Source organism: Tractidigestivibacter scatoligenes, from assembly GCF_001494635.1.
Lineage (GTDB): Bacteria > Actinomycetota > Coriobacteriia > Coriobacteriales > Atopobiaceae > Tractidigestivibacter > Tractidigestivibacter scatoligenes.
This window is the reverse complement of sequence record NZ_LOJF01000001.1, coordinates 993593-1014198: the sequence shown is the minus strand read 5'-3', so window position 1 is coordinate 1014198 and position 20606 is coordinate 993593. Positions and strand designations below refer to the sequence as shown.

Genomic DNA, 20606 nt, shown 5'->3' with positions numbered 1-20606 from the left:
GCTAGTGCTCGAGCACGATGCGGGGCTTGAGATCCTCGACGGCGGCATCCCCCAGGAACCAGCGGACAATCTCGAGGCCAAACGGGATAGCGGTTGCCATGCCCTTGCTGGTGATCACGTTGCTGTCCACCACGGCAGGCTCCTCCGAGAGGATGGCGCCGTTCTCCACCAGCACGTGCTGGAAGTTGGGGTTCGAGGTTGCGGGACGGTTGGTAAGAATGCCTAGCTCGGCCAAGATCGATGGGGCGGCGCAGATGGCAGCCACGCCCTTGCCCGCCTGGTCGAAGGCCATGACGGCAGCGGTGAGGGGTTCGCACGCCTTGAGGTTGAGCGTTCCCGGCATGCCGCCAGGGAGCACGAGCATGTCGTAGTCATCGAAGGAGAAGCCTTCGTCCGCAATTGAACGGTCGCAGGTGATGGTAACCTGGTGCGAGGAGGTCACGGTGCGCTCCGGCGTGATGGACACGGTGTCTGTAGGGATGCCCGCGCGGAAGAGCAGGTCAACCACCGTAAGGCCCTCGATTTCCTCGAGCCCGTTGGCCACGAACACTGCGACGCGCTTGTCGGTCGACTGCCTGAACATTCCGTACTCCTCTCATGAGACAAAGGGAGTTTCCCTTTGTCTCATCATAAGAAGGGCGGCGCGCAAATGCGGCCGCCCTCGAAATCAGCAGCTACACAGGACAAGGAAACCCCGTCCCGTTGGCTTAGTCCTGATCGTTAATGCCCTTGTTGATGGCGTCGGCGATAGCCTGGGGATCGTCGGAGCCACGCACGAGGTTCTTGAAGTCGTCCTTCATGAGCAGGACGGCGGTCTTGGACAGCAGCTTGATGTGCGTGGTGCCAGCCTCGCCGGCGGGGACCAGCAGCGAGATGGCAATGTCGACAGGCTTCTCGTCGAAGGAAGGCCAATCGAGGGCGTGGTCGTTCTTGAAGACGATGACGGCTGCCTTCTTGATGGCGGCGTCCTTGGCGTGCGGCACGGCAAAGCCGTCGGTCATGCCCGTCTCGCCCATGTCCTCGCGGGCGATAAAGGCCTTGTAGACGGCATCGGCGTCATCGGTGACGCCAAGCTCGACTGCCTTCTGGGAGATGAAGCGCAGCACCTCGTCGCGGCTCTCGGCGTGCTGGTTAACAAAGACGTCGTTGGAAGTTACGAAATCGCTCACTGGGTGCTCCTTTGGACGTAGGAAAACGTGTGGCATCGCGCATGGGCACGATGACCTCTTTCTACATAATAGTAGCAGGGAAGCTCGTTGCGCCCAAGAATTGGAGCGGGATACGCGCGGCTTACGTAATGGGAAGACCCCTGCCCAGCTTCAAGAGAGAGAAGACCCTTGCTGCGGCAAGATGGTAGTTCCTCTCGGCATGCAAAAGGGCGTCCGTCACGTCACTGCAGTCGATAACCGTGGGCACAAGTGCATCTACGCCCAGGTTTGAGAGGTCAAGGGCACTGGGGTCCATGCCGCCCACGATAGCCACGCAGGGCACACCCGCCTGCTTGCAGCGCGCCGCCACGCCCGAGACCACCTTGCCGTGAAGTGACTGCTCGTCCGCGTGGCCCTCCCCCGTAATGCAGAGGTCAGCGCCGAGAAGCGCCTGGTCAAGGCCCACAACGTCGAGAACCCAATCGATGCCCGAAACCGATGTTGCCCCAAGGAAGAGGCGCACCGCCGCGCCAAGGCCGCCTGCCGCCCCGTCGCCAGGCTGGTCCGCACTGCTGCCGAGCGTACGCTCGAGCACGTTCGCGTATGATGCCATGCCTTCCTCGAGCTCCTCGATCTGCTGCGGGCTGGCACCCTTTTGCGGGGCAAAGACGCGCGTGGCACCGCAGGGGCCAAGGAGCGGGTTGTCGACGTCGCATAGGAGCCGGAAGCGCGCGTGCGAGACGAGCGGGTCAAGGCCGGTGGCGTCGATGCTTGCCACGCGGGCCAGATCTGCGCCGGTGCCATCGAGCTCCCCTCCCGCGGCGTCAAGAAAGCGCACGCCCAGCGCGCGCATGGCCCCCATGCCACCGTCGTTGGTGGCGCTACCGCCAATGGCAAGGGTTACCTCAGTGGCACCGTTTCGCAGTGCGTGAAGCACGAGCTGGCCCGTGCCAAAGGTGCTGGTGAGCATGGGGTTTCGCTCCGCGTGCGTGAGAAGCGGCAGTCCCGAGGCAGCGGCCATCTCGATGATGGCACGGTTCCCGGGGAGCATGCCGTACATTGCCTCGACCGGTCTGCCAAGGGGGTCCTCGACAGTCGCGTCGATGCGAGATCCTCCGAGAGAGGCAACTACGGCATCGACGGTCCCCTCTCCCCCATCTGCCACGGCAAGCCTGGTGCAGGACACGCCGGGAAACACGCGCGTGGCCTCCTCCGCGAGAATGGCAGCCGCGCGAGCAGAGCTGATGGTGCCCTTAAGCGAATCGGATGCGAAGACAAACCTCATGTGCACTCCCCTCTCTGTGCGCGGCGGCACCGACGCCGCTCGCCAGTTGTCGCCCGGCGCCGCTCGCCAGTCGCCAACCGGTACTGTTGAGAACTAATTCGACACATTAGAGCCTCAAGGGTCCGAAAAATGTCCAAATCCTTCTCAGCAGCGTCAGACAAAAGCCGCTTACCCGAGTTTTACCTCTCTAACCACGTTATGAGTGATACTAGACTGCCACAGATAGGCCCGGAGGCAAAAGAAGGTGACGTCATGTCAAAGGCGGCGCGGGCAAGGCTCATGAATCAGGTAAACCGAGCAGCTGCTGGGCTTGCCTTCTTCTCGCCTGATGCGGAGAAGGACGAACGTGTAGCCTCACGAATGGCAGCCGCCGGAGACCTTGTGCGGGTGTGTCCAAGGGTCTACGCAAGCCCATCAGACTGGGAGGGACTTAGGCCCGATGCCCAGCACCTCTGGCTAGCAAGGGCATTGCAGGACAAGCACCCATCATGGGTGTTCTGCGGGACAACCGCCGCTCTCATTCACGGCCTTTCGGTCTCGTATTACCAGCTAGATAGGATAATGCTGGCCGTTGGACCTCACGGACACTCGGGACGGATGGGCACCCTTCGACGAATGGAAACCTCCGCGAGCAACGTGGCGGCCATCGATGGACTCCGTGTGACGCCAATACTCCAGACTGTCTTTGATTGCATGCGCTGGATGCCATTTTCCGAGGGTCTTGTTGTTGCAGACTCCGCCCTTCGGGCCGGGCTAGTCGAAAAAGACCAGCTCATTGAGTACGTCCTGTCAAGGGGAAGAGGGGTAAGGGGTGCCGCACAGGCGTACGTCTGCGCCTTGCACGCCGATGGCCGCGCTGAGAACGGCGGCGAGTCACTCTCGCGAGCAACCATGCTTGAGCTGGGATTTGCTTGTCCAGAGCTTCAGGTGGAGGTTCCCAATCCACTCAACCCAGATCATCCATACCGTCTGGACTTCGCCTGGCGGCTTGCAAACGGGCAGCTCATTGGCGAAGAACACGACGGCTTCGAGAAGTACACCAACATGGAGATGCTTGCTGGTGGGAGCACGCTTGACGCCCTTGTGGCAGAACGTCAGCGAGAATCCCATATTGCCGCGGCGGGCATTAGAGTGCTTCGGTTCACGGCACGCCAGAGATGCGACAAGGTTTACATGTGGAGACTGCTCTCGACGTACGGGGTTCCGTGGGTCGGCACACCAAAGGAAATTGCGTCTCCGCGCGCAGCTGCCCGCCTGCTTGCCAGGGCACGCCAGCAGCGTCGGAATGAGCAGTGGATTCGCAACCATCTGCAAGGCACGCTCCAGATGCAGCTGGGTTCTTGCCTTGTAAACATCGAGGTTATTCAGGGGCCGTGGCACAGGCGCAGCGCCGGACGCCGCACCAAGCGTCCGGAAGCCGGTAATCCAGCAGCGGCAGATTTGCTCCCGGGTACTGTTGAGAAAAATCTGGACAAATAGCGTCGCCCAAAGCCTGAAAAATGGCGAATTTCTTCTCAACAGCCCAGGAGGGTTAGCTCAGAGGTTAACCAGGAGGGTTAGCTCGGAGGTTAACCAGGAGGGTTAGCTCGGAGGTTAACCAGGAGGGTTGGCCCAGAGGAATCCAGAAGCCAAGAGCCCCCTACTCACTGCGCAGCGCCTCTACCGGGTCCTCCCGCGACGCCTTGGAAGCCGGAATCAACCCCGCGAGGAAGGTGAGCAGCACGCTGATGCCAATGAGGATTACGGCATGCTGCCATGAGAGCTGCATGATGTCTGCCACGGCATAGCGGTTGAGCACGTAGGCGTTCACCGGTATGGAGGCCGCAAGCGTTATCGCGATGCCCATCACGCCGGAAACTAGCCCCTCGATCACGGTCTCCGCATTGAAGACCGAGCTCACGTTGTGCTTCGAGGCGCCAATCGATCGCAGGATGCCTATCTCCTTCTTGCGCTCCAGCACCGAGATGTACGTGATGACGGCAATCATGATCGAGGAGACAATGAGCGATATCGAGACAAACGCAATGAGCAGGTAGGAGATCATGTTCACGATGCGCGTGACCGACTCCATGAGCGTCCCCACCAAGTCCGTGTAGGTGATCTTCTTTGCGTCGTCGGTCTGGGAGGCGTTGTACTCGTCCAGAATCCTGATGACCTGCTCCTTGTCGTCGAAGTTGCCCGGATAGATGTCTATCTCGGAGGGGGTCTCGGGGTCTGCATAGCCCAGCTTAACCAGGTTGTCGTCGTAGGTGGCACTGCTGTTAGTGAGCATGCTCATCATGAGCTCGCGCAACTGGGTCTCGTCCACGTTGAGCGAGAAGGCGCTCTTGATCTTGTCGGCGTCGACAGACATCGCGCTCGCCAGGCTCCCCGCGAGCTTGTCCATGCTCGACTGCATGGCAGAAGTGAGCTGGGTCTGAAGCGCGGTGGAGACCTGGGTCATAACCTGCGTCATCGCAGACTGGATGTAGCTCGTGAGGGCATTCGTAATCTGGACCGCAAGCTGGGACGCAATCTGCGAGGCAAGCTGCTTGACGATCTGGGACTTCAGCGCCTTGGCAACAGAGTCACTGACCTTCTCGTCCACAATGGGGTCGAGCTGCTCCTTAAGCTGTCGCTGGATGTCATCGAAGTTAACGATCTTCTCGACGCCTGTCTCTATGGTCTGTCTCCCCTGCTCGGACATGAAGTAGTCCTGGGGGTTTGCGTCAGGATGCTCGCGCATGTAGGCCTGGTACTCGGTTGTGAGCTGGCTCATGAGGGCATCGGCGGCGGACTGGTCGTACTTGATGTCGAGGTTAGAGATGATGCTTGCCCAATCCACGTCCGAGAAGTCCGGCATCAGCTCCTGAAGCTCCTGCGTATCGAGCTTCGACACGTCGACCCCAGAGAGGTCGACGTTCGTGAAGTCCACGCCAGAGAGGTCAAGCGCAGGCACGTCCACCTGCGGTGTGGTCATGGTGCTCATGTCCAGCGACGAGAGGTCCACATCCAGCTTCGAGGTGTCAAAGGAGAACGACGCCTTCAGGGCATCCGCGTCCACGTTAAAGAGGTTCGAGAGGTCGATGTTCTCCTCGCTCGCCCCCGACGCCTCCTCGATGAAGCTCTTCCCCGTAAAGACGTCGGTTGCGGGGTCCGCAAGCTGCTGCTGAACGATCTCACTTTGGGCGGCGTGGTCCATGACCTGGCGCGTGAGGGCGCTTGTGTAGTAGATGCCGGGGCTGAGCGAGGACGAGCTGTCCTTCGCCTGGACAATGCCCACAACCTTCACGTCCATGCCCTGGGAGACAAGCTCCTGCATGAACGCGTCGTCATCCGTCTTGTCGGTCCATACGCCATACTCCGCGTCGTAGGAGTAGACGTCCGAGGGGTAGACGAGCTTGAGCATGCTGGCGAGAATGTCCGCCACGGGATACGAGGAGCCCTCGGACTCGTCGATCGCAGATTCCTCGTCCGCGGAGGTGTTCGACTGCGTGAGCGTGGAGACCATGTAGTCGAGCTGGCTGTGGTCGCGAAGGCCAAGCTCAAACGCATCGAGGTCCGGGATTGTGCCGTCAGGCCTCAGGACCACGAGAAGCTCGTCCGCTTCCGTAGGCCACTCCCCCGCCACAAGGTCGTACTGCCCTTCGATGAGGTCCGTGTCATCGAGCAGCTCGTGGAACGCGCTTGTCTGCGAGGTCATGCTCGAAGTGATGGAGGAGCTCACGCCGGAGCCCAGCTGTTCGAAGGATGACTCGGGGTTTACCTGCACAACCGTCCCGTCATCGTTCTGAAGATAGAGATAGGGCGTGACGTTATAGGAGTACTGGATGGCATGGGCGTACGTGTCGATGCCGCCACCGTTGGCATCCAGGTACGCCTTGAGCGACTTGAGGTCGTTTTTCCCCACGCTCTTGAACATGTTGGTGATGGTGGAGGCCTCACCGATGCTGTCGCTTCCCTCCACGCTCTGAGTATTGTTGGCCGCAAGGGGGTCGCCGGAAGAGGAGCCGCCGCCCGAGCCGCTTACCGAGGAGAGGACGCTCGTGAGGTTGAGCGACGTTCCCTCGATGGTGAGGGGGTAGACAGTGAGCATCTCCTCCTCGGTGTTCCTGATGTAGTTGTTCGCGCCGTTTGACAGGGCGAGAATGGCCGCAATGCCAATGATGCCAATCGAGCCCGCAAACGCCGTGAGGAAGGTTCGGCCCTTCTTGGTCATGAGGTTGTTGAACGAGAGCCCCAAAGCCGTGAGGAACGACATCGAGGTCTTGCGTGTGGGCTTGGCAGGGCGGCGCTCCTCCTCCGGACCGGGCTCGAAGGGGTCTGAGTCACTCGTGATGTGGCCGTCGCGCAGTTCGACGATGCGCGTGGCGTACTGGCGGGCAAGCTCGGGATTGTGGGTGACCATCACCACCAGCCGGTCGCGCGAGACCTCCTTGAGGAGGTCCATCACCTGCACGGACGTCACCGAGTCAAGGGCGCCCGTGGGCTCGTCGGCAAGAAGGATCTCGGGGTCGTTGATGAGGGCGCGCGCAATGGCCACGCGCTGCATCTGCCCGCCCGAGAGCTGGGCCGGTCGCTTGTCCACGTGGTCGGCAAGGCCCACGTCAGCAAGTGCCTTGAGGGCGCGCTCGCGTCGCTCCGTGCGAGAGACGCCCGAGAGCGTGAGCGCCAGCTCCACGTTAGCAAGGATGGTCTGGTGCGGGATGAGGTTGTAGCTCTGGAACACGAATCCGATGCGGTTGTTGCGGTAGGCGTCCCAGTCGCGGTCGCGGAAGCGCTGTGTAGAGATGCCGTCAACCAGAAGATCGCCGGAGTCAAAGTGGTCGAGGCCGCCCACCACGTTGAGCATCGTGGTCTTGCCCGAACCCGAGGGGCCGAGAACCGCCACGAACTCGGAGTCGCGGAAGGCCACGCTGATGTAGTCGAGCGCCACCTGCGTGAAGTTTCCGGTAACATACTTTTTGGAGATGTCCCTGAGTTCGAGCATGCGATTCCTGTCGGTTGACGTTATTCTGGCTCATCCCAGCTTACCCAAGCTAACCTTGGTGAATCGTTCCTGTGGGATAGGTCTACGAAAGAGATACCAAGTTTGAGAGCAGGCCGCACCACGCGTTGTCCAAGCGGATTGGCAGAGTTTAGCTCCATTTCTTAAACAGCCGCCACGTTTGCGCAGGTCGCTGGCAACCGAATTAAGAAATGGAGCTAAACTGCGCTCGTGGCAGCCCCGAAAGGCACTGGCGATGAACCGCCAGCGGCACAACCCTCTCGCCTTCTGCGCCCTTGGGTAGAATTGACCGTGCAACTTACGCGCCGCCCAGCGGCGAGAAGGAAAGGAACGCCATGGCAGACGCCAACGAAGAGAAGATCAAGCGGGAGATGGATGAGGTGCTGCACGGCCACTCGAAGGCGGCGCAGGGCCCGGCCGGCTTCAAGCAGAACGAGTACACCAAGATCCACCACGTGATTGGGGTCATTTCCGGCAAGGGCGGCGTAGGCAAGTCGTTTGTCTGCGGCAGCCTTGCCGTTGAGCTGGCACGCTCCGGCGCACGCGTGGGCATCCTTGACGCAGACATCACCGGCCCCTCCATCCCCAAGATGCTGGGCCTAGCCGGCGAGCGCGCCACCGCAGTGAACGACATCCTGGTGCCTGCAACCACCAAGGGCGGCATCGAGGTCATGAGCGCCAACCTCGTCCTCGAGAACGAGACCGACCCCATCGTGTGGCGCGGGCCGGTGATCGCGGGCGCCCTCAGGCAGTTCTTCGAGGAGTGCGCCTGGGGCGAGCTTGACTACCTGCTCGTCGACATGCCCCCGGGAACGGGCGACGTGCCTCTCACCGTGTTCCAGTCCCTGCCCATCGAGGGCGTGGTGGTTGTCTCTTCGCCGCAGGACCTCGTGCAGATGGTCGTGGGCAAGGCGTTCAACATGGCGTCCATGATGAGCGTGCCCGTGCTTGGCCTTGTCGAGAACATGGCCTATGTCACCTGCCCCCACTGCGGCGAGAAGATCTGGCCGTACGGGCCGAGCCACCTTGCGCAGACGGCAGACGAGTACGGCATCGACGCGCTGGGCGAGCTGCCCATCGACCCCGCGCTTGCGGCGGCATGCGACCATGGCACCCTTGAGGACGAGCTGCCCCAGGGCTTCTTGCCCAAGGCCGTGGATGCCATTGTCTCCACCTGCGAGTTCGATGACGCCAAGGCGTCAGGGGCGGCGGAGTAGCGCATGCCCTCTCGGCCGAGAAGCACATCGCGCGCGGGCCGGGGGCCGTCGCGACTGGCGCGGGAGCGCGTGCTTGCTGCACAGGCACAGGCGGTCCAACTACCTGCCCAGGTAGACGTAGTCGTTGTGGGCGGCGGGGCGTCAGGCCTCGCCGCTGCCATCACGGCTGCCGAGGCGGGCGCCAGCGTGGTTGTCATCGAGCGCGCGCTTGAATGCGGCCGTAGCATCCTCGCCACAGGTGGCGGGCGCTGCAACCTTGCGAACACGTACCTCTCGGCGGAGAGGTACCGGCACCCCGGCTTTGTATCCGCCGTCTGCGGGGAGCGCTTTCTCGCAGACGTGCTGGGCTTCTTCTCGGCGTGCGGACTTGCCGTAGCCGAGGAGGATGGCGGCAGGCTCTACCCCGTGACGCGCGAGGCATCCTCCGTGCGAGAGGTGCTGGTGGCACGGGCGCGCAGGACACACGTGACGCTTGCCTGCGGCCGTGAGGTTGCCGGCGTCTCGCGGGTGGCGAGCGACTATCGTTTGGAGCTTGTGCCCGCGTTTGAGGGTGGCCGGCGAGAGACGCTGGGTGCGCAGGCGGTCGTGATTGCCACGGGCGGCGGAGAGAGCTCACTCGCCCGTGGTCTTGGCCTTCCCCTGGTGGACGCGAGACCAGTCCTGTGCCCCCTTGCGTGCGAGGGGCTCGACTTCCCCGCGCTTGACGGGCGGCGGACACGCGTTGCGGCGACCCTTGTGCGGAATGGCTCCACCATTGCGCGCGAGGCGGGCGAGCTGCTCTTCAGGCCGTACGGCATCTCCGGCATCGTGAGCTTTGACCTCTCGCGCAACGCGCTACCGGGAGACAGAGTAGCTCTCGATCTGCTCCCCGAGGTGGACGCGGGCATTGCCCGCGAGCTTACGATGCGCGGGGGTACAGTGGGCCTGCTCGACGATGCGGTTGCCGCCCAGTTGGGCAAGCGCGGTGGCACAGCAGAAGACGTGGTATCTCGCGCAAAGTCCGTGGAGCTTCTCGTCACGGGTACCGCTGACGAGAAGCGCGCCCAGGTCACGGCCGGCGGCGTTGACGTGAGCGCTCTGGACGCCTTGACGCTTGCGTGTCCGGACGTGCCGGGCGTGTTTGTCTGCGGCGAGGCCGTGGACGTCGACGGCGCCTGCGGCGGCTTCAACCTTGCGTGGGCTTGGAAGAGTGGCATGGTGGCGGGGGCATCTGCCGCGCGCCTGGCTGAGAGGAGATAGCGTGATAGAGGTATCCGGCATTCGCGTGCCGCTCTCGCAGCTGGACGGAACCGAAGCCCGCGAACAGGCGGTTATCCGCAAGGCGCTAGCCCGGCGCCTGCACGTACGTCCCGACGAGCTTGGCCGCGTCACGCGGCGCAAGCGCTCCATCGACGCGCGCAAGAAGGGCGACGTCCAGCTCATCTTCACGCTGCGGACAGAATTTCCGGGTGGCGAGCCAGCGGAGAGGGAACTCCTCGCCGGGCTTGCCTCTAGGCGCGAGTCAGGCAGCGTACGCCTGGTAGGGACTGCCGACAAGGACTTCCCGCTGCCGTGTGCGCATGTGCCACATGACCAGGGCCCCATCGTTGTTGTAGGGGCAGGCTGCGCGGGACTCTTCTGCGCGCTCTCGCTTGCGCGCGCGGGCTTGGAGCCGCTCCTCATCGAGCGTGGCGACGATGCCGCGCGGCGATCGCGCGTGGTACGCCACCACGACGAGACGGGCGAGCTTGACCCCGAGAGCAACATCCAGTTTGGCGTGGGTGGTGCCGGGACCTTCTCAGACGGCAAGCTGCAGACAGGGACCAAGAGCCCCTTTCACCGGCTGGTGCTCAAGACCTTTGCGGACGCCGGCGCGCAGCAGCGCATCCTGTGGGACGCAAAGCCGCACATTGGGAGCGACGTTCTGCCCGAGGTGGTGACGCACATCGTCGAGATGATCGAGGAGGCCGGTGGGACGGTGCGCTGCCGTTGCCGCCTGGTTGACCTCGACGTGAGCGGCGGAAGCGTGCGCGCGGTGACGCTGCGCTCCGAGGACCCGGAGACGGGAATCGTCACCGAGGAACGCGTGCCCTGCTCAAGGGTAGTGCTTGCGTGTGGGCACTCCGCTCGTGACGTCTTCGAGTTGCTCTCGCAACGCGGCGTTCCCATGGAGCGCAAGACCTTTGCGATGGGCGTGCGCATCGAGCACCTCCAGACAGACATCGACCGCGCGCTCTATGGGCCGGCAGCCGGCAACCCCGCGTTGGGCGCCGCGCCATACAGTCTTGCCGTTCACCTCCCGTCGGGCCGCTCGGCCTTCTCGTTCTGCATGTGCCCCGGCGGGTATGTGGTCTCTGCTGCAAGCGAACCGGGCGGTGTCGTGACCAACGGCATGAGCTACTCCGACCGCGCAGGCGAGAATGCAAACTCCGGGCTGCTCGCCAACGTTTTCCCCGAGGACCTTCCCGGTGACGATGTCCTTGCAGGTATCAAGCTGCAGCGCGCCTGTGAGCAGGCGGCGTTCGAGGCGGGCGGCGGTGGCTTTGTGGCACCTGCGCAGCTGGTGGGAGACTTCCTGCACGACAGGCCATCCTCTGCAGTTGGTGGCGTGGAGCCCACGTACCCCAGGGGTGTGGCCTGGGGAGACGTCTCGCGTTGCCTCCCTTCCTACATCACCGAGACCATCCGCGCCGCCATTCCCGAGATGGGACGCAAGCTCCGCGGCTTCGACCGACCGGATGCCGTGCTCACGGGCGTGGAGACAAGGTCTAGCTCGCCTGTGCGCGTGACGCGCGGTGGTAGTCTGCAAAGTGTGGGCGTACGAGGGCTTTGGCCCGTGGGCGAGGGCGCTGGCTACGCAGGCGGCATCATGAGCGCGGCGGCTGACGGTCTGCGTGTGGCCGAGGCCGTTGTAGCCGACGTTACAGAGGACCCGAAGGCATAACAGCAGGTTGTGCGCTACGGCCACGTCCTAGCGCTGCCTGAACGTCACGGATCTGTTGAGAACAAACTGCATGAGCCCCGCGGTCACAAGGGCGGCGAGCTTCGCCACGAATGGCGTCGAGAGGGGCACTACGGCATGCGCGGTGAGAGCGGCAATGACCAGCTCCTGCACGCACATGCCACAGAGCCCCACGCAGAAGAAGACAACGTAGCGCCGGACAGGGCTATCCGTAACGTGAAAGGTGTACTTACGGTTGAGAAAGAAGCTCAAGGTAAGACCAACCGCCACGCTCGCCACGTTTGCAGCGAGCGGCTCTATGTCACCCATTGATGTAAGTGCGAGAAAAACGAGCATGTCGACGGCAGAGCAGACGCACCCAAAGAGCGCGTACGAGACGAGCTGTCGAAATGCCTGGTGCATGGCAACGCTAGAGTTACTTGTCCCTCACTGCATCGGCGAGGCGCTTGAGCTCCTCGTCCTGGTTCATGCCAGTGAGAAACGCGACACCATTGAAGACGGGAACGTCGAACTCGCCCTCGGGGCGGACCACGGCAACGTATGCGTCGGCGTCCTTGAGTGCCTCGTCAAGATTGGCAACGGCAACTGCCTCGACATCTGCATCAATGCCCTCGGCGGCAAGCAGCTTCTTGACCTTATAGGCTACAGTCGCAGAGGTTGCGACTCCGGAACCACATGCAACGATAATCTTTGCAGCCATGATGCCTCCTTGATAGCTTGACAACCGTCACAAAACACATGTCTGGCGACATTCATCATACCCCACGCGTGCAACTGAACTCCCTGGCGCGTTGGCTTCCGAGCCTGGGAGTAACAGGACCAGCAACATATAGCCAGCCGCGCCTTGGCACAGATGTCAGTGCTTCCCGCGGTACTTGCGCCGCGTGGCGTGGGCACTCCCCTTCCTCGCGCCCGCCTTGAGGCGCTTCATGACCTCTTCCTCGCTTGTTCCCTCAAACTGGCTCTTGAGTTCGACGAGCTGGTCACGAATGCGAGCAGCCTGCTCGTACTCCATGTTCGCCGAAGCGTTGGCCATCTCCTCCTCGAGCGAAGCGATGACGCGCATAACCTCGTCGCGCGGGAGCTTGGAGAGCTCGGCGGCAACGGCCTCTGCCGTAGACACCTCCGCGGGAGCGCCCTGCTCCTCTGCCCCCTCCCCCGAGGCAGTATAGAAGGCCCCGTCCTTGCGCTTGCGCTTTCCCACATTGGCCTGTGCCTCGGCAAGGAAGCCAGAGATGTCGTTGATGGCCTTTCGCACCGTTTGGGGCTCGATGTGGTGTTCCTCGTTGAACTTCTCCTGGATGGCACGACGCCTACGCGTCTCGTCGATTGCCTCGCGCATGGAGTCCGTTATCTCATCGGCATACATGATGACCTCGCCCGAGACGTTACGTGCGGCACGTCCCATGGTCTGGATGAGCGACCGACGGTTTCTGAGGAAACCCTCCTTGTCCGCATCCAAAATGGCAACGAGGGAGACCTCTGGAATGTCAAGCCCCTCTCGCAGGAGGTTGATGCCCACGAGCACGTCGATCTTTCCCTCACGAAGGTCGCGGATGATATCCACGCGATCGAGCGTTGCGGTGTCCGAGTGCATATAGTTGACGCGGAACCCCTCATCTAGGAGGTGGTCGGTGAGGTCTTCTGCCATACGCTTGGTAAGGGTGGTCACAAGCACGCGCTCGTGGCGCCCCACACGCTCGCGAATCTCGGAGATGAGGTCGTCAATCTGGCCGTGAACGGGGCGCACCTCAATCTTTGGGTCGAGAAGGCCGGTGGGACGGATGATCTGCTCCACCTCCTGCTGCGTCACCGACTCCTCATAGTCTCCCGGCGTTGCGGATACGTAGATGAACTGCGGGATGCGCGCCTCGAACTCGTCGAAGCGCAGCGGCCTGTTGTCCAGCGCCGAGGGCAAACGGAAGCCATGCTCGACGAGCGTGACCTTGCGCGAGCGGTCTCCCTCGTGCATGCCACGAATCTGCGGAACCGTTACGTGGCTCTCGTCGATGATGCACAGCATGTCCTTGGGGAAGTAATCGATGAGCGTGTACGGCGGCTCGCCGGGGGCTCGCCCGTCAAGGTGGCGCGAGTAGTTCTCGATGCCGTTGCAATATCCCATGTTCTCGAGCATCTCGAGGTCATACGCCGTGCGCTGCGAGAGCCTCTCGGCCTCCAGCAGCATGTTGTTTGCCTTGAGCTCGGCCACGCGCTGCTCGAGCTCCTCGGAGATGGTCTTTAGGGCGTGGGTGATCTTGGGGCGCTCGGTGACGTAGTGCGATGCGGGCCAGATGGGGATGGCGTCAAACTCGCGCACGACCTCACCCGTCACGTTGTCCACCTCGGCAATCTGCTCGACCTCGTCGCCAAAGAACGAGATGCGCAGGGGGTTCTCTGCGTAGGGCGGGAACACGTCCACGGTGTCTCCGCGAACGCGGAAGGTGCCGCGCTGGAGGTCGTAGTCGTTCCTGTCGTACTGGATGTCTATGAGGTTCTTTATGAGGTCATCCCGCTCGAGCGGGACCTCCTTGTCCACATTGGGCGCAAGGCCGGCGTAGTCCTGGGGGCTGCCGATGCCGTATATGCACGAGACGGACGCCACCACAATGACGTCGCGGCGCGAGAGCAGGCTCGAGGTGGCCTGGTGGCGCAGCTTCTCGACCTCCTCGTTGATGGAGGCATCCTTCTCGATGTAGGTGTCACTCTGGGGGACGTAGGCCTCTGGCTGGTAATAGTCGTAGTAGCTCACGAAGTAGACCACGGCATTGTTGGGAAAGAGCTCGCGCATCTCGCTTGCTACCTGTGCGGCGAGCGTCTTGTTTGGCTCCATGATGAGCGTGGGGCGCTGGACCGCCTCGATGGTCTTGGCCATGGTGAACGTCTTGCCCGAGCCGGTGACGCCCATGAGCGTCTGGTAGCGGAGGCCCTCCTCCACGCCGTGCGCGAGCTTCTCGATTGCCTGCGGCTGGTCTCCTGCGGGCTCGAAGGGCGAGACCACCTTGAACGGCGTACCTGCCTGCTCGACACCAAAGCGCTTGAGCTCGCCGCCAAAGCGCTCACCCGTGCCCGAAGCCTCTGCCATATCCTCCCCCTTTCCCTAGAGCCAGAGTATAACAGAACGCATGTTCTATATCTAGGTTGCAGCAAAGTATTTCTCGGCGGTTCTGAAGCCGCCTTAGACAGCCTACTGCTCGACCACCAGACCCGTGGGATAGCTGTCGCGATACCCCTGGTACGCCTCGTTTACGCGGCGCAGGTACTCGCGCGTCTCTGTGTAGGTGATGTTGTCCGCAAGCTCCCCAGGCTGGGCAAGCCACTCCTCGACCTTTCCCATGCCAGCGTTGTAGGCGGCTATCACTTCGTCTGTCGAAGAGAGGTTCTTCTGGAGAAACGCAAGGTAAGCCGTACCATACTCGATGTTTGTCGCGGGGTCGAGGAGGTTTGAGGGGTCGTAGGTGCCAGAGTCAACGAGTCCCATGCGCGCCAGCTCGGAGGAGGTCTGCGGCATCACCTGCATGAGGCCGAGGGCCCCCGCAGATGACTGAGCGTTCTCGTCCCAGCCTGACTCGCACTTGATGACAGCGGCAACGAGCAGCGGATCCACGCCATGGCGATCCGCCGAAGTCTGAATGTCCTGGGCGTGGCTCACGGGATAGAGCGTGCGCCGGGCAAGCGTTGTGGGAGTGGCGGCGAGAATGGCGCACGTCACAACCACGATGCCCACCAGAACGAGCGGGACCACGCGATACCAGCGACCAAACCGGTGGCCGCGCTTGCGCCCACGCCGAGAGCGAGAGCGCCTGGCAGGACGCTTACTCGAGGCAGGGCGGCCGTTCGCTGCAGAACGGCCGCTTGTGGTTGTCCCTCTCCTTACGGCAGGCCGGCTATCCCTTGTGCTCGATGAACGACCGCTCATCGGCAAACTCCACACCCACGCGCCGCACGTCGCACCCAGCCCTCACGCTCGCGCGAGTCCCACCAGGCGCGGACCTGCGCAGCAAGGCCCTTCTCGTCCCCAGCGTTTTCGAAGACGACGTCAGCGTGGGAGCGCAGATACTCGTCAGAAGGCTGCAAGGCAACGCGGCGATCGAAGTCCGCCGCGTCCATGCCACGCCCCTGCGCCCGCACGCGACGCACGTCCAGCGGCGCAACCACAGAGAGCACCTCGTCTACCTGGGAAAGCATGGCCTCGACCCGGTCGAGCAGCGGAACCTCGACCACGCAGACAGGGGCGGCACCGGAGCGCTCCTCCTTGGCAAGCGCATGGGCGAGCGTCTCCGAGATGAATGGCAGTTCGATGGCCTCCAGTCGCGCCCCACCCTCGGACGTGGCAAACGCCCTCTTGGCGAGAAGTGCCCGGTTTATCTCGCCCGTTGTGGGGTTCACGAGGTCTTCGCCAAAGGCCTTGGCCACGGCGGCCGAGCAGTCACTTCTCGGCGAGAGTACGCTTCTTGAGACCTGGTCGAGGTCTATTCGCGAGGCACCCAACCCCTCAAGAATTCGAGCGACGGTCGACTTGCCCGAGGCAATGCCGCCGGCGAGAAATACCTTGTACACAGGTTGCCTCCAGCTGCGATTTGAGTACGTTCAAGGGATACCATCATCGCACGCCGAGGGGCGCGCGTCATCTAGGACTTGACCTCGAACTTCTCGTGGCACTTGGGGCACGTCACGCGCAGCTTGCCCTTCCCTCGCGGCACGCGGACCTTCTGTCCGCACGAGGGGCACTTCACGTGCTTGTAGGTGCGCAACTCGTGGGCAGCGCGGCCAGGGTTCTGCAGCCACGGCCTTACAGGACCCAGGGCCTTGAGGAAGGCGTCGTTCTCGTTCATGCGGGCGTAGACGTTCTTGGAGCACATGCGCCAAACCGCATAGACCACAAGTGCCATCGAGACCCAGCTGAGCCAGCCGGTGTGTGCAAACAGGTCGACAAGGACGAGAATGACGGCAACCCACACGCAGAGGTTGGCGAGGTCGTCTGGTCCACGGCGCCCGTTCATAAACTGCTGCACCTTACGGTTAAAGTCGCCCTGTGCCATGTCTCCCCTATCGCTAACGCACCCATTGCGGCCGCGTGTCCGCTGAATAGCCAACGAACACATGTCTACCCAAATGGGAGGGTGGCATACGGCAAGCCTCCGCAGCATGGAGGCCTCGTGGAGCAGGTGAGAGTTCCGGAGCCTTGAGGCGCTCGGGCGTCGTCTCGCCGCCGGAAGGCACGTTTTGGCAGCAACTACGTACGGAAGGGGCTCTCCGGCGACATTTCGCCGCCGGAAGGCACGTTTTGGCAGCAAGTGCGTACAAAGTAAACGCTCCGGCGCCAAAACGACGCCGGAGCGTGGGTTATCGAGAAAAGCCCGCACGAGAGTGGCCTTCGGGCGCCACGCGTCACCAACCGCCAAGCGTCCCTAGTGCCCCTTGATGGAGTCGAGGAACTCTCGGGCGCGCTCGGTTGTGGGGTGCTCGAAGAACTCGTCGGGCTTACCCTCCTCGATGATGGCGCCGTCGGCCATGAAGACCACACGGTCGCTCACGCGGCGCGCGAAACCCATCTCGTGCGTAACCACGACCATGGTCATACCGCCGCGCGCAAGCTCAACCATGACGTCCAGGACCTCGTTGATCATCTCGGGGTCAAGTGCCGAGGTGGGCTCGTCGAAGAGCATCGCCTTGGGGTGCATGGCCAGAGACCTCGCAATGGCCACACGCTGCTGCTGGCCGCCGGAGAGCTGAGCCGGCATCTTCTCGGCCTGCTCGGCAACGCCAACGCGACGCAGGAGCTCCATACCCTCCTCACGGGCCTTATCGCGCGAAACTCCCAGAACCTCAACGGGGCCCATAGTCACGTTGTCGATGATCGAGCGGTGCGCGAAGAGGTTGAAGGACTGGAAGACCATGCCAATCTCGGCGCGCGTGGAGGCAAGCTCCTTCCCCTCCTGCGGGAGCGGCTTGCCCTCGATGAGAACCTCGCCGGAATCGATGGTCTCAAGCCTGTTGATAGTGCGACAGAGCGTCGACTTGCCCGAACCCGAAGGGCCGATAACCACAACAACCTCGCCCTTGCCAACCTTGAGGTTGATGTCCTTGAGCACGTGGAGGCTTCCAAAGTGCTTGTCCACGTGGCGAAGCTCGATGACGGGGGTGCCCTCTGCGGCGAGTGCCTCACCGGTTTGCGTCTGTGTCAACGTAGCCTCCTTTGGCTAGACGGGGTTCTCGCTCGTACGGGAGATGATGCTCGTGCCAGAGCGACGCGCCAGCGACACCGCCAGGTGGTTGATGGCGTAGTTCACCAGGATGTAGAGAATCGCGACGACAAAGTACACCGAGACAAGCGCGTCGTAGTTAGTGATGAGCACGCGCGCGTTCTGCAGCATATCGGGGAAGCTCACCACGTACGCAACGGTAGTGTCCTTCACCACAACGACAAGCTGCGAGATGAGCGAGGGGATCACGTAGCGCACGGCCTGCGGGAATACGATCTTCATCGTGACCTTCATCTTGCGCATGCCCAGCGAGTATGCGGCCTCGGACTGCCCCTTGGGAACGGCGTTCATGCCGCCACGGAAGACCTCGGCAAGAACGCCTGAGGCCGCGAGGCCAACCGGCAGCGTGATCATCCAGAACGAGCTCATCTTCACGCCGTAGGTGGGAACCACCAGGAAGAAGAAGTAGATGAGGAGCAGGCTCGGGACACCACGGAAGAAGTTGATGATCACGCGGCAGATGCCGGAAAGCACGCGCGAAGAGCTCATGCGCCCCAGCATGAGAAGGAAGCCCAGCACGATGGCGATAAGACCCGCCATAAGCGAGACCTCAATGGTGCCCAGGAAGCCCTTACCAAGGAAGATCCACGTGGTAGGCCGCGCGAAGAGCTCCCAGTAGCGCGGGGCAAGCTGCCCCGTCACGTAGAAGCGGCGGACGATAAGGCCAATGCCCGCAGCAACAAGCACCAGCGAGATGGCCGTCCAGAAGCGAATACGCCTACGGGTGTGGGGACCGGGCGCCTCGTACAGCGCATCGCGCATGGAGGTGGAGTTGGTTGCGCTCATCGGACGATCCTCACCTTCTTGTCAATGGCGTTGCCAATGACGCCAATCACAAACGCCGTGCCCGCATACATGAGGGCCGAGATAACAAAGGGCAGGATGCCGCCGACGGTACGGGTGTTGATGTAGGAGACAAGACCCGTAAGCTCGGGCGGAGAGAGCGGGACCTGGGAGCCAAGGGCCGTGGTGAGAAGAACAGCCACAGCCAGGTTGGTCATAGGCAGCACGGCCGAGCGAAGCGCCTGCGGGATGACCACCAAGCGCAGCATCTTGCCAAAGCCCATACCAAGCGAGCGAGCGGCCTCAATCTGCCCCACACCGATGGTGTTGATGCCACTCATGAAGTTCTCGGACCCAAAGGCCGAGGCAACAAGAGTCACCGTGACAATCACGCAGAGGCGGTAGTCCATCACGATCTTGAGGTACGGCAGCGCGTACACCAGGATGATGAGGAGCGAGACGCCTGGGATGTTGCGGAATATCTGCACGTAGAGGTCGCCCACCACGCGCAATGGCTTGATGGGGCTCACGCGGAACACGGTGATGACGAGTGCCAGAAGCATGGCGAAGGCAAACGACACAAGCGACATCCACCACGTGCCGAGAAGCGCTTGGACGTACATGTCCCCGTACTCAGCAAGAAGCTCCGAGATGCTCAAGGCTCCCCCTCTCCAATTACCAACCAAGGCCCCCTGCGCCTTTGCGACGCAGAGGGCCCATACCAGACGTTACCTGGAGTTAGGCGCCAATCGCGGGCGGCTCGGGAACCTTATCGATGCCAGTACGGTCACCGATGCAGATCTTCCACAGCTTAGCCCAGGTGCCTTCGTCCTCGATCTTCTTGAGCCAGGTGTTTACGAAGGTGACCCCGTCAGAGTCGAGCTGCAGGCCAATGCCGTAGGGATCCTCGGGACCAAAGGAATCGCCAGCAAGGCGATACTTGCCGGGGTTCTTGACGATGGAACTCATCTGCATGGTGGCATCGATGACGTAGGCGTCGACACGACCCTGCTCGAGAGCGGTGCGGGCCTCCTCGTCGGTGGTGAACTCCTGGACGGTCGCGGTGGGCGCATACTCGGCGAGGATGCTCGGGCCGGTGGAGCCGGACTGGGCGGCAACGGTCTTGCCGGCAAGGTCGTCGACGGAGTTGATGTCCGAGTTGTCGGCAAGCACGAGGATGCCCTGCTGCGTGGAGTAGTACGGGCCGGCGAAGGAGATGACCTCCTTGCGCTTGTCGGTGATGGAGTAGGTGGCGAAGACGGCGTCGACCTGGTCGTTCTGGAGGACGGACTCACGCGTGTCCGAGGTCACCTTGGTGAACTCGTACTTGGACTCGTCACCCAGGATGTAGCGGACGAGTAGCTGCGCAAGGCCAGCGTCAAAGCCACGGAGCTTGTTGTCCGTCTCGTCGAGCGAAGCGAAGAGCGTGGAGGTCTGGACGCCGCCCAGACGGAACTTGCCAGCGTCCTTGATCTTCTGGGCCCAGGTGCTCGCAGAGACCGTGGCGTCATCGGCAACGTCACCGGCGGCAAGCAGGCTGTCGAAGGCATCCTTGTCAATCTGGGTCGAGGCGGTAGAATCGGTGCTCGTCGAGGAAGCCGACGAGGAGCTGCTGTTAGAAGCGGTGGAATCGTTGCTGGTGTCGGTGCAGCCGGCGAGGGCAACAACGCCCGCGGCGGCAACGCTGCCAAGGCCAAGGCGGATAGCCTGGCGACGGCTCACGGAAGTGCTCGAAAGTGACTTCATTAGAGTCTCCCCTCTCTTGGTGGTGCGACAACCCCTCCCCCACCCACCTGAGGGCAGCGCAGACAGGGATGTCTCTCGTTTTCCTAGTGTAGCAATCGGAATTGATACTCACCCACAGGGAATTCCGATAGCTAACCATTTGGAAACCAGATACCAGGACAACTTGAACTTTCTTTCTATACCCCAAAGCAGGCGGCTTACGACCCCTAAACAAAAATGCAGGGCCGAGAGGCTCG

At 62.3% G+C, this 20606-nt stretch carries 18 protein-coding genes; 4 read left to right on the top strand and 14 right to left on the bottom strand.

Annotation, left to right across the window (positions count from 1 at the left end; translation table 11 throughout):
- Position 1: 1 nt before the first annotated feature.
- The 3 genes from AUL39_RS04440 to AUL39_RS04430 all read right to left on the bottom strand — a co-directional run bounded on the left by AUL39_RS04440 (position 2) and on the right by AUL39_RS04430 (position 2433).
- Positions 2-583 (bottom strand): DJ-1 family glyoxalase III, encoded by a 582-nt coding sequence (locus AUL39_RS04440; RefSeq protein WP_059053971.1) that lies wholly within the window; start codon positions 581-583, stop codon positions 2-4.
- A 124-nt stretch (positions 584-707) separates the two neighbouring features.
- Entirely contained in the window at positions 708-1169 is a 462-nt protein-coding gene (locus AUL39_RS04435; RefSeq protein ID WP_059053969.1) for a PTS sugar transporter subunit IIA, read from the bottom strand.
- Positions 1170-1290: 121 nt separating this feature from the next.
- Positions 1291-2433: a glycerate kinase family protein gene (locus AUL39_RS04430; RefSeq protein ID WP_059053967.1), complete on the bottom strand. Its 1143-nt coding sequence runs from the start codon at positions 2431-2433 to the stop codon at positions 1291-1293.
- A gap of 252 nt (positions 2434-2685) precedes the next feature.
- Between AUL39_RS04430 and AUL39_RS04425 the strand changes: the two genes are divergently transcribed.
- Positions 2686-3912 carry a hypothetical protein gene (locus tag AUL39_RS04425; RefSeq protein WP_059053965.1) on the top strand — a complete coding sequence of 409 codons (1227 nt, stop codon included), beginning with the start codon at positions 2686-2688 and terminating at the stop codon, positions 3910-3912.
- 160 nt (positions 3913-4072) lie between these two features.
- Here the strand turns inward: AUL39_RS04425 and AUL39_RS04420 are convergent, their stop codons facing one another.
- Positions 4073-7402, bottom strand: a complete 3330-nt coding sequence (locus AUL39_RS04420) for an ABC transporter ATP-binding protein/permease (RefSeq protein ID WP_059053963.1) — start codon at positions 7400-7402, stop codon at positions 4073-4075.
- 353 nt (positions 7403-7755) lie between these two features.
- Here AUL39_RS04420 and AUL39_RS04415 point away from each other — a divergent pair, with 353 nt between their 5' ends.
- The 3 genes from AUL39_RS04415 to AUL39_RS04405 all read left to right on the top strand — a co-directional run bounded on the left by AUL39_RS04415 (position 7756) and on the right by AUL39_RS04405 (position 11560).
- Complete coding sequence (locus tag AUL39_RS04415) at positions 7756-8637, top strand: Mrp/NBP35 family ATP-binding protein (protein WP_082667229.1); 882 nt, start codon at positions 7756-7758, stop codon at positions 8635-8637.
- A 69-nt stretch (positions 8638-8706) separates the two neighbouring features.
- Positions 8707-9876: an aminoacetone oxidase family FAD-binding enzyme gene (locus tag AUL39_RS04410; protein WP_059053961.1), complete on the top strand. Its 1170-nt coding sequence runs from the start codon at positions 8707-8709 to the stop codon at positions 9874-9876.
- A 1-nt stretch (position 9877) separates the two neighbouring features.
- Complete coding sequence (locus AUL39_RS04405; RefSeq protein WP_059053959.1) at positions 9878-11560, top strand: NAD(P)/FAD-dependent oxidoreductase; 1683 nt, start codon at positions 9878-9880, stop codon at positions 11558-11560.
- 27 nt (positions 11561-11587) lie between these two features.
- Here the strand turns inward: AUL39_RS04405 and AUL39_RS04400 are convergent, their stop codons facing one another.
- The 10 genes from AUL39_RS04400 to AUL39_RS04355 form a co-directional block, all read right to left on the bottom strand.
- Positions 11588-11980: a GtrA family protein gene (locus AUL39_RS04400; protein ID WP_059053957.1), complete on the bottom strand. Its 393-nt coding sequence runs from the start codon at positions 11978-11980 to the stop codon at positions 11588-11590.
- Between the two features lie 13 nt (positions 11981-11993).
- The gene (locus tag AUL39_RS04395; RefSeq protein WP_059053954.1) at positions 11994-12278 is read right to left on the bottom strand and encodes a PTS sugar transporter subunit IIB; all 285 of its coding nucleotides are present in this window, start codon (positions 12276-12278) and stop codon (positions 11994-11996) included.
- A gap of 156 nt (positions 12279-12434) precedes the next feature.
- Entirely contained in the window at positions 12435-14660 is a 2226-nt protein-coding gene (uvrB, locus tag AUL39_RS04390) for an excinuclease ABC subunit UvrB (protein ID WP_059053952.1), read from the bottom strand.
- Positions 14661-14762: 102 nt separating this feature from the next.
- The gene (locus AUL39_RS04385; protein WP_059053950.1) at positions 14763-15320 is read right to left on the bottom strand and encodes a lytic transglycosylase domain-containing protein; all 558 of its coding nucleotides are present in this window, start codon (positions 15318-15320) and stop codon (positions 14763-14765) included.
- A 170-nt stretch (positions 15321-15490) separates the two neighbouring features.
- On the bottom strand, positions 15491-16135 hold the full coding sequence (coaE, locus tag AUL39_RS04380; RefSeq protein WP_059053948.1) for a dephospho-CoA kinase: 645 nt from the start codon (positions 16133-16135) through the stop codon (positions 15491-15493).
- Between the two features lie 71 nt (positions 16136-16206).
- A complete protein-coding gene (locus tag AUL39_RS04375; protein WP_059053946.1) occupies positions 16207-16617 on the bottom strand; it encodes a zinc ribbon domain-containing protein in 411 nt (136 codons plus the stop codon).
- 369 nt (positions 16618-16986) lie between these two features.
- Complete coding sequence (locus AUL39_RS04370) at positions 16987-17763, bottom strand: amino acid ABC transporter ATP-binding protein (RefSeq protein ID WP_059053945.1); 777 nt, start codon at positions 17761-17763, stop codon at positions 16987-16989.
- Positions 17764-17778: 15 nt separating this feature from the next.
- The gene (locus AUL39_RS04365) at positions 17779-18627 is read right to left on the bottom strand and encodes an amino acid ABC transporter permease (RefSeq protein ID WP_059053943.1); all 849 of its coding nucleotides are present in this window, start codon (positions 18625-18627) and stop codon (positions 17779-17781) included.
- Positions 18624-19283: an amino acid ABC transporter permease gene (locus AUL39_RS04360; protein WP_153001556.1), complete on the bottom strand. Its 660-nt coding sequence runs from the start codon at positions 19281-19283 to the stop codon at positions 18624-18626. The genes AUL39_RS04365 and AUL39_RS04360 overlap by 4 nt, the downstream gene beginning before the upstream one ends.
- 79 nt (positions 19284-19362) lie before the next feature.
- Positions 19363-20370, bottom strand: coding sequence for a glutamate ABC transporter substrate-binding protein (locus AUL39_RS04355; protein ID WP_059053941.1), 1008 nt, complete (start codon positions 20368-20370; stop codon positions 19363-19365).
- Positions 20371-20606 lie beyond the last annotated feature (236 nt).

Coding starts and splice junctions, on each gene's coding strand:
- AUL39_RS04440 (WP_059053971.1), bottom strand. CDS start 583: ATGTTCAGGCAGTCGACCGACAAGCGCGTCGCAGTGTTCGTGGCCAAC.
- AUL39_RS04430 (WP_059053967.1), bottom strand. CDS start 2,433: ATGAGGTTTGTCTTCGCATCCGATTCGCTTAAGGGCACCATCAGCTCT.
- AUL39_RS04425 (WP_059053965.1), top strand. CDS start 2,686: ATGTCAAAGGCGGCGCGGGCAAGGCTCATGAATCAGGTAAACCGAGCA.
- AUL39_RS04420 (WP_059053963.1), bottom strand. CDS start 7,402: ATGCTCGAACTCAGGGACATCTCCAAAAAGTATGTTACCGGAAACTTC.
- AUL39_RS04415 (WP_082667229.1), top strand. CDS start 7,756: ATGGCAGACGCCAACGAAGAGAAGATCAAGCGGGAGATGGATGAGGTG.
- AUL39_RS04400 (WP_059053957.1), bottom strand. CDS start 11,980: ATGCACCAGGCATTTCGACAGCTCGTCTCGTACGCGCTCTTTGGGTGC.
- AUL39_RS04395 (WP_059053954.1), bottom strand. CDS start 12,278: ATGGCTGCAAAGATTATCGTTGCATGTGGTTCCGGAGTCGCAACCTCT.
- uvrB (WP_059053952.1), bottom strand. CDS start 14,660: ATGGCAGAGGCTTCGGGCACGGGTGAGCGCTTTGGCGGCGAGCTCAAG.
- AUL39_RS04375 (WP_059053946.1), bottom strand. CDS start 16,617: ATGGCACAGGGCGACTTTAACCGTAAGGTGCAGCAGTTTATGAACGGG.
- AUL39_RS04365 (WP_059053943.1), bottom strand. CDS start 18,627: ATGAGCGCAACCAACTCCACCTCCATGCGCGATGCGCTGTACGAGGCG.
- AUL39_RS04355 (WP_059053941.1), bottom strand. CDS start 20,370: ATGAAGTCACTTTCGAGCACTTCCGTGAGCCGTCGCCAGGCTATCCGC.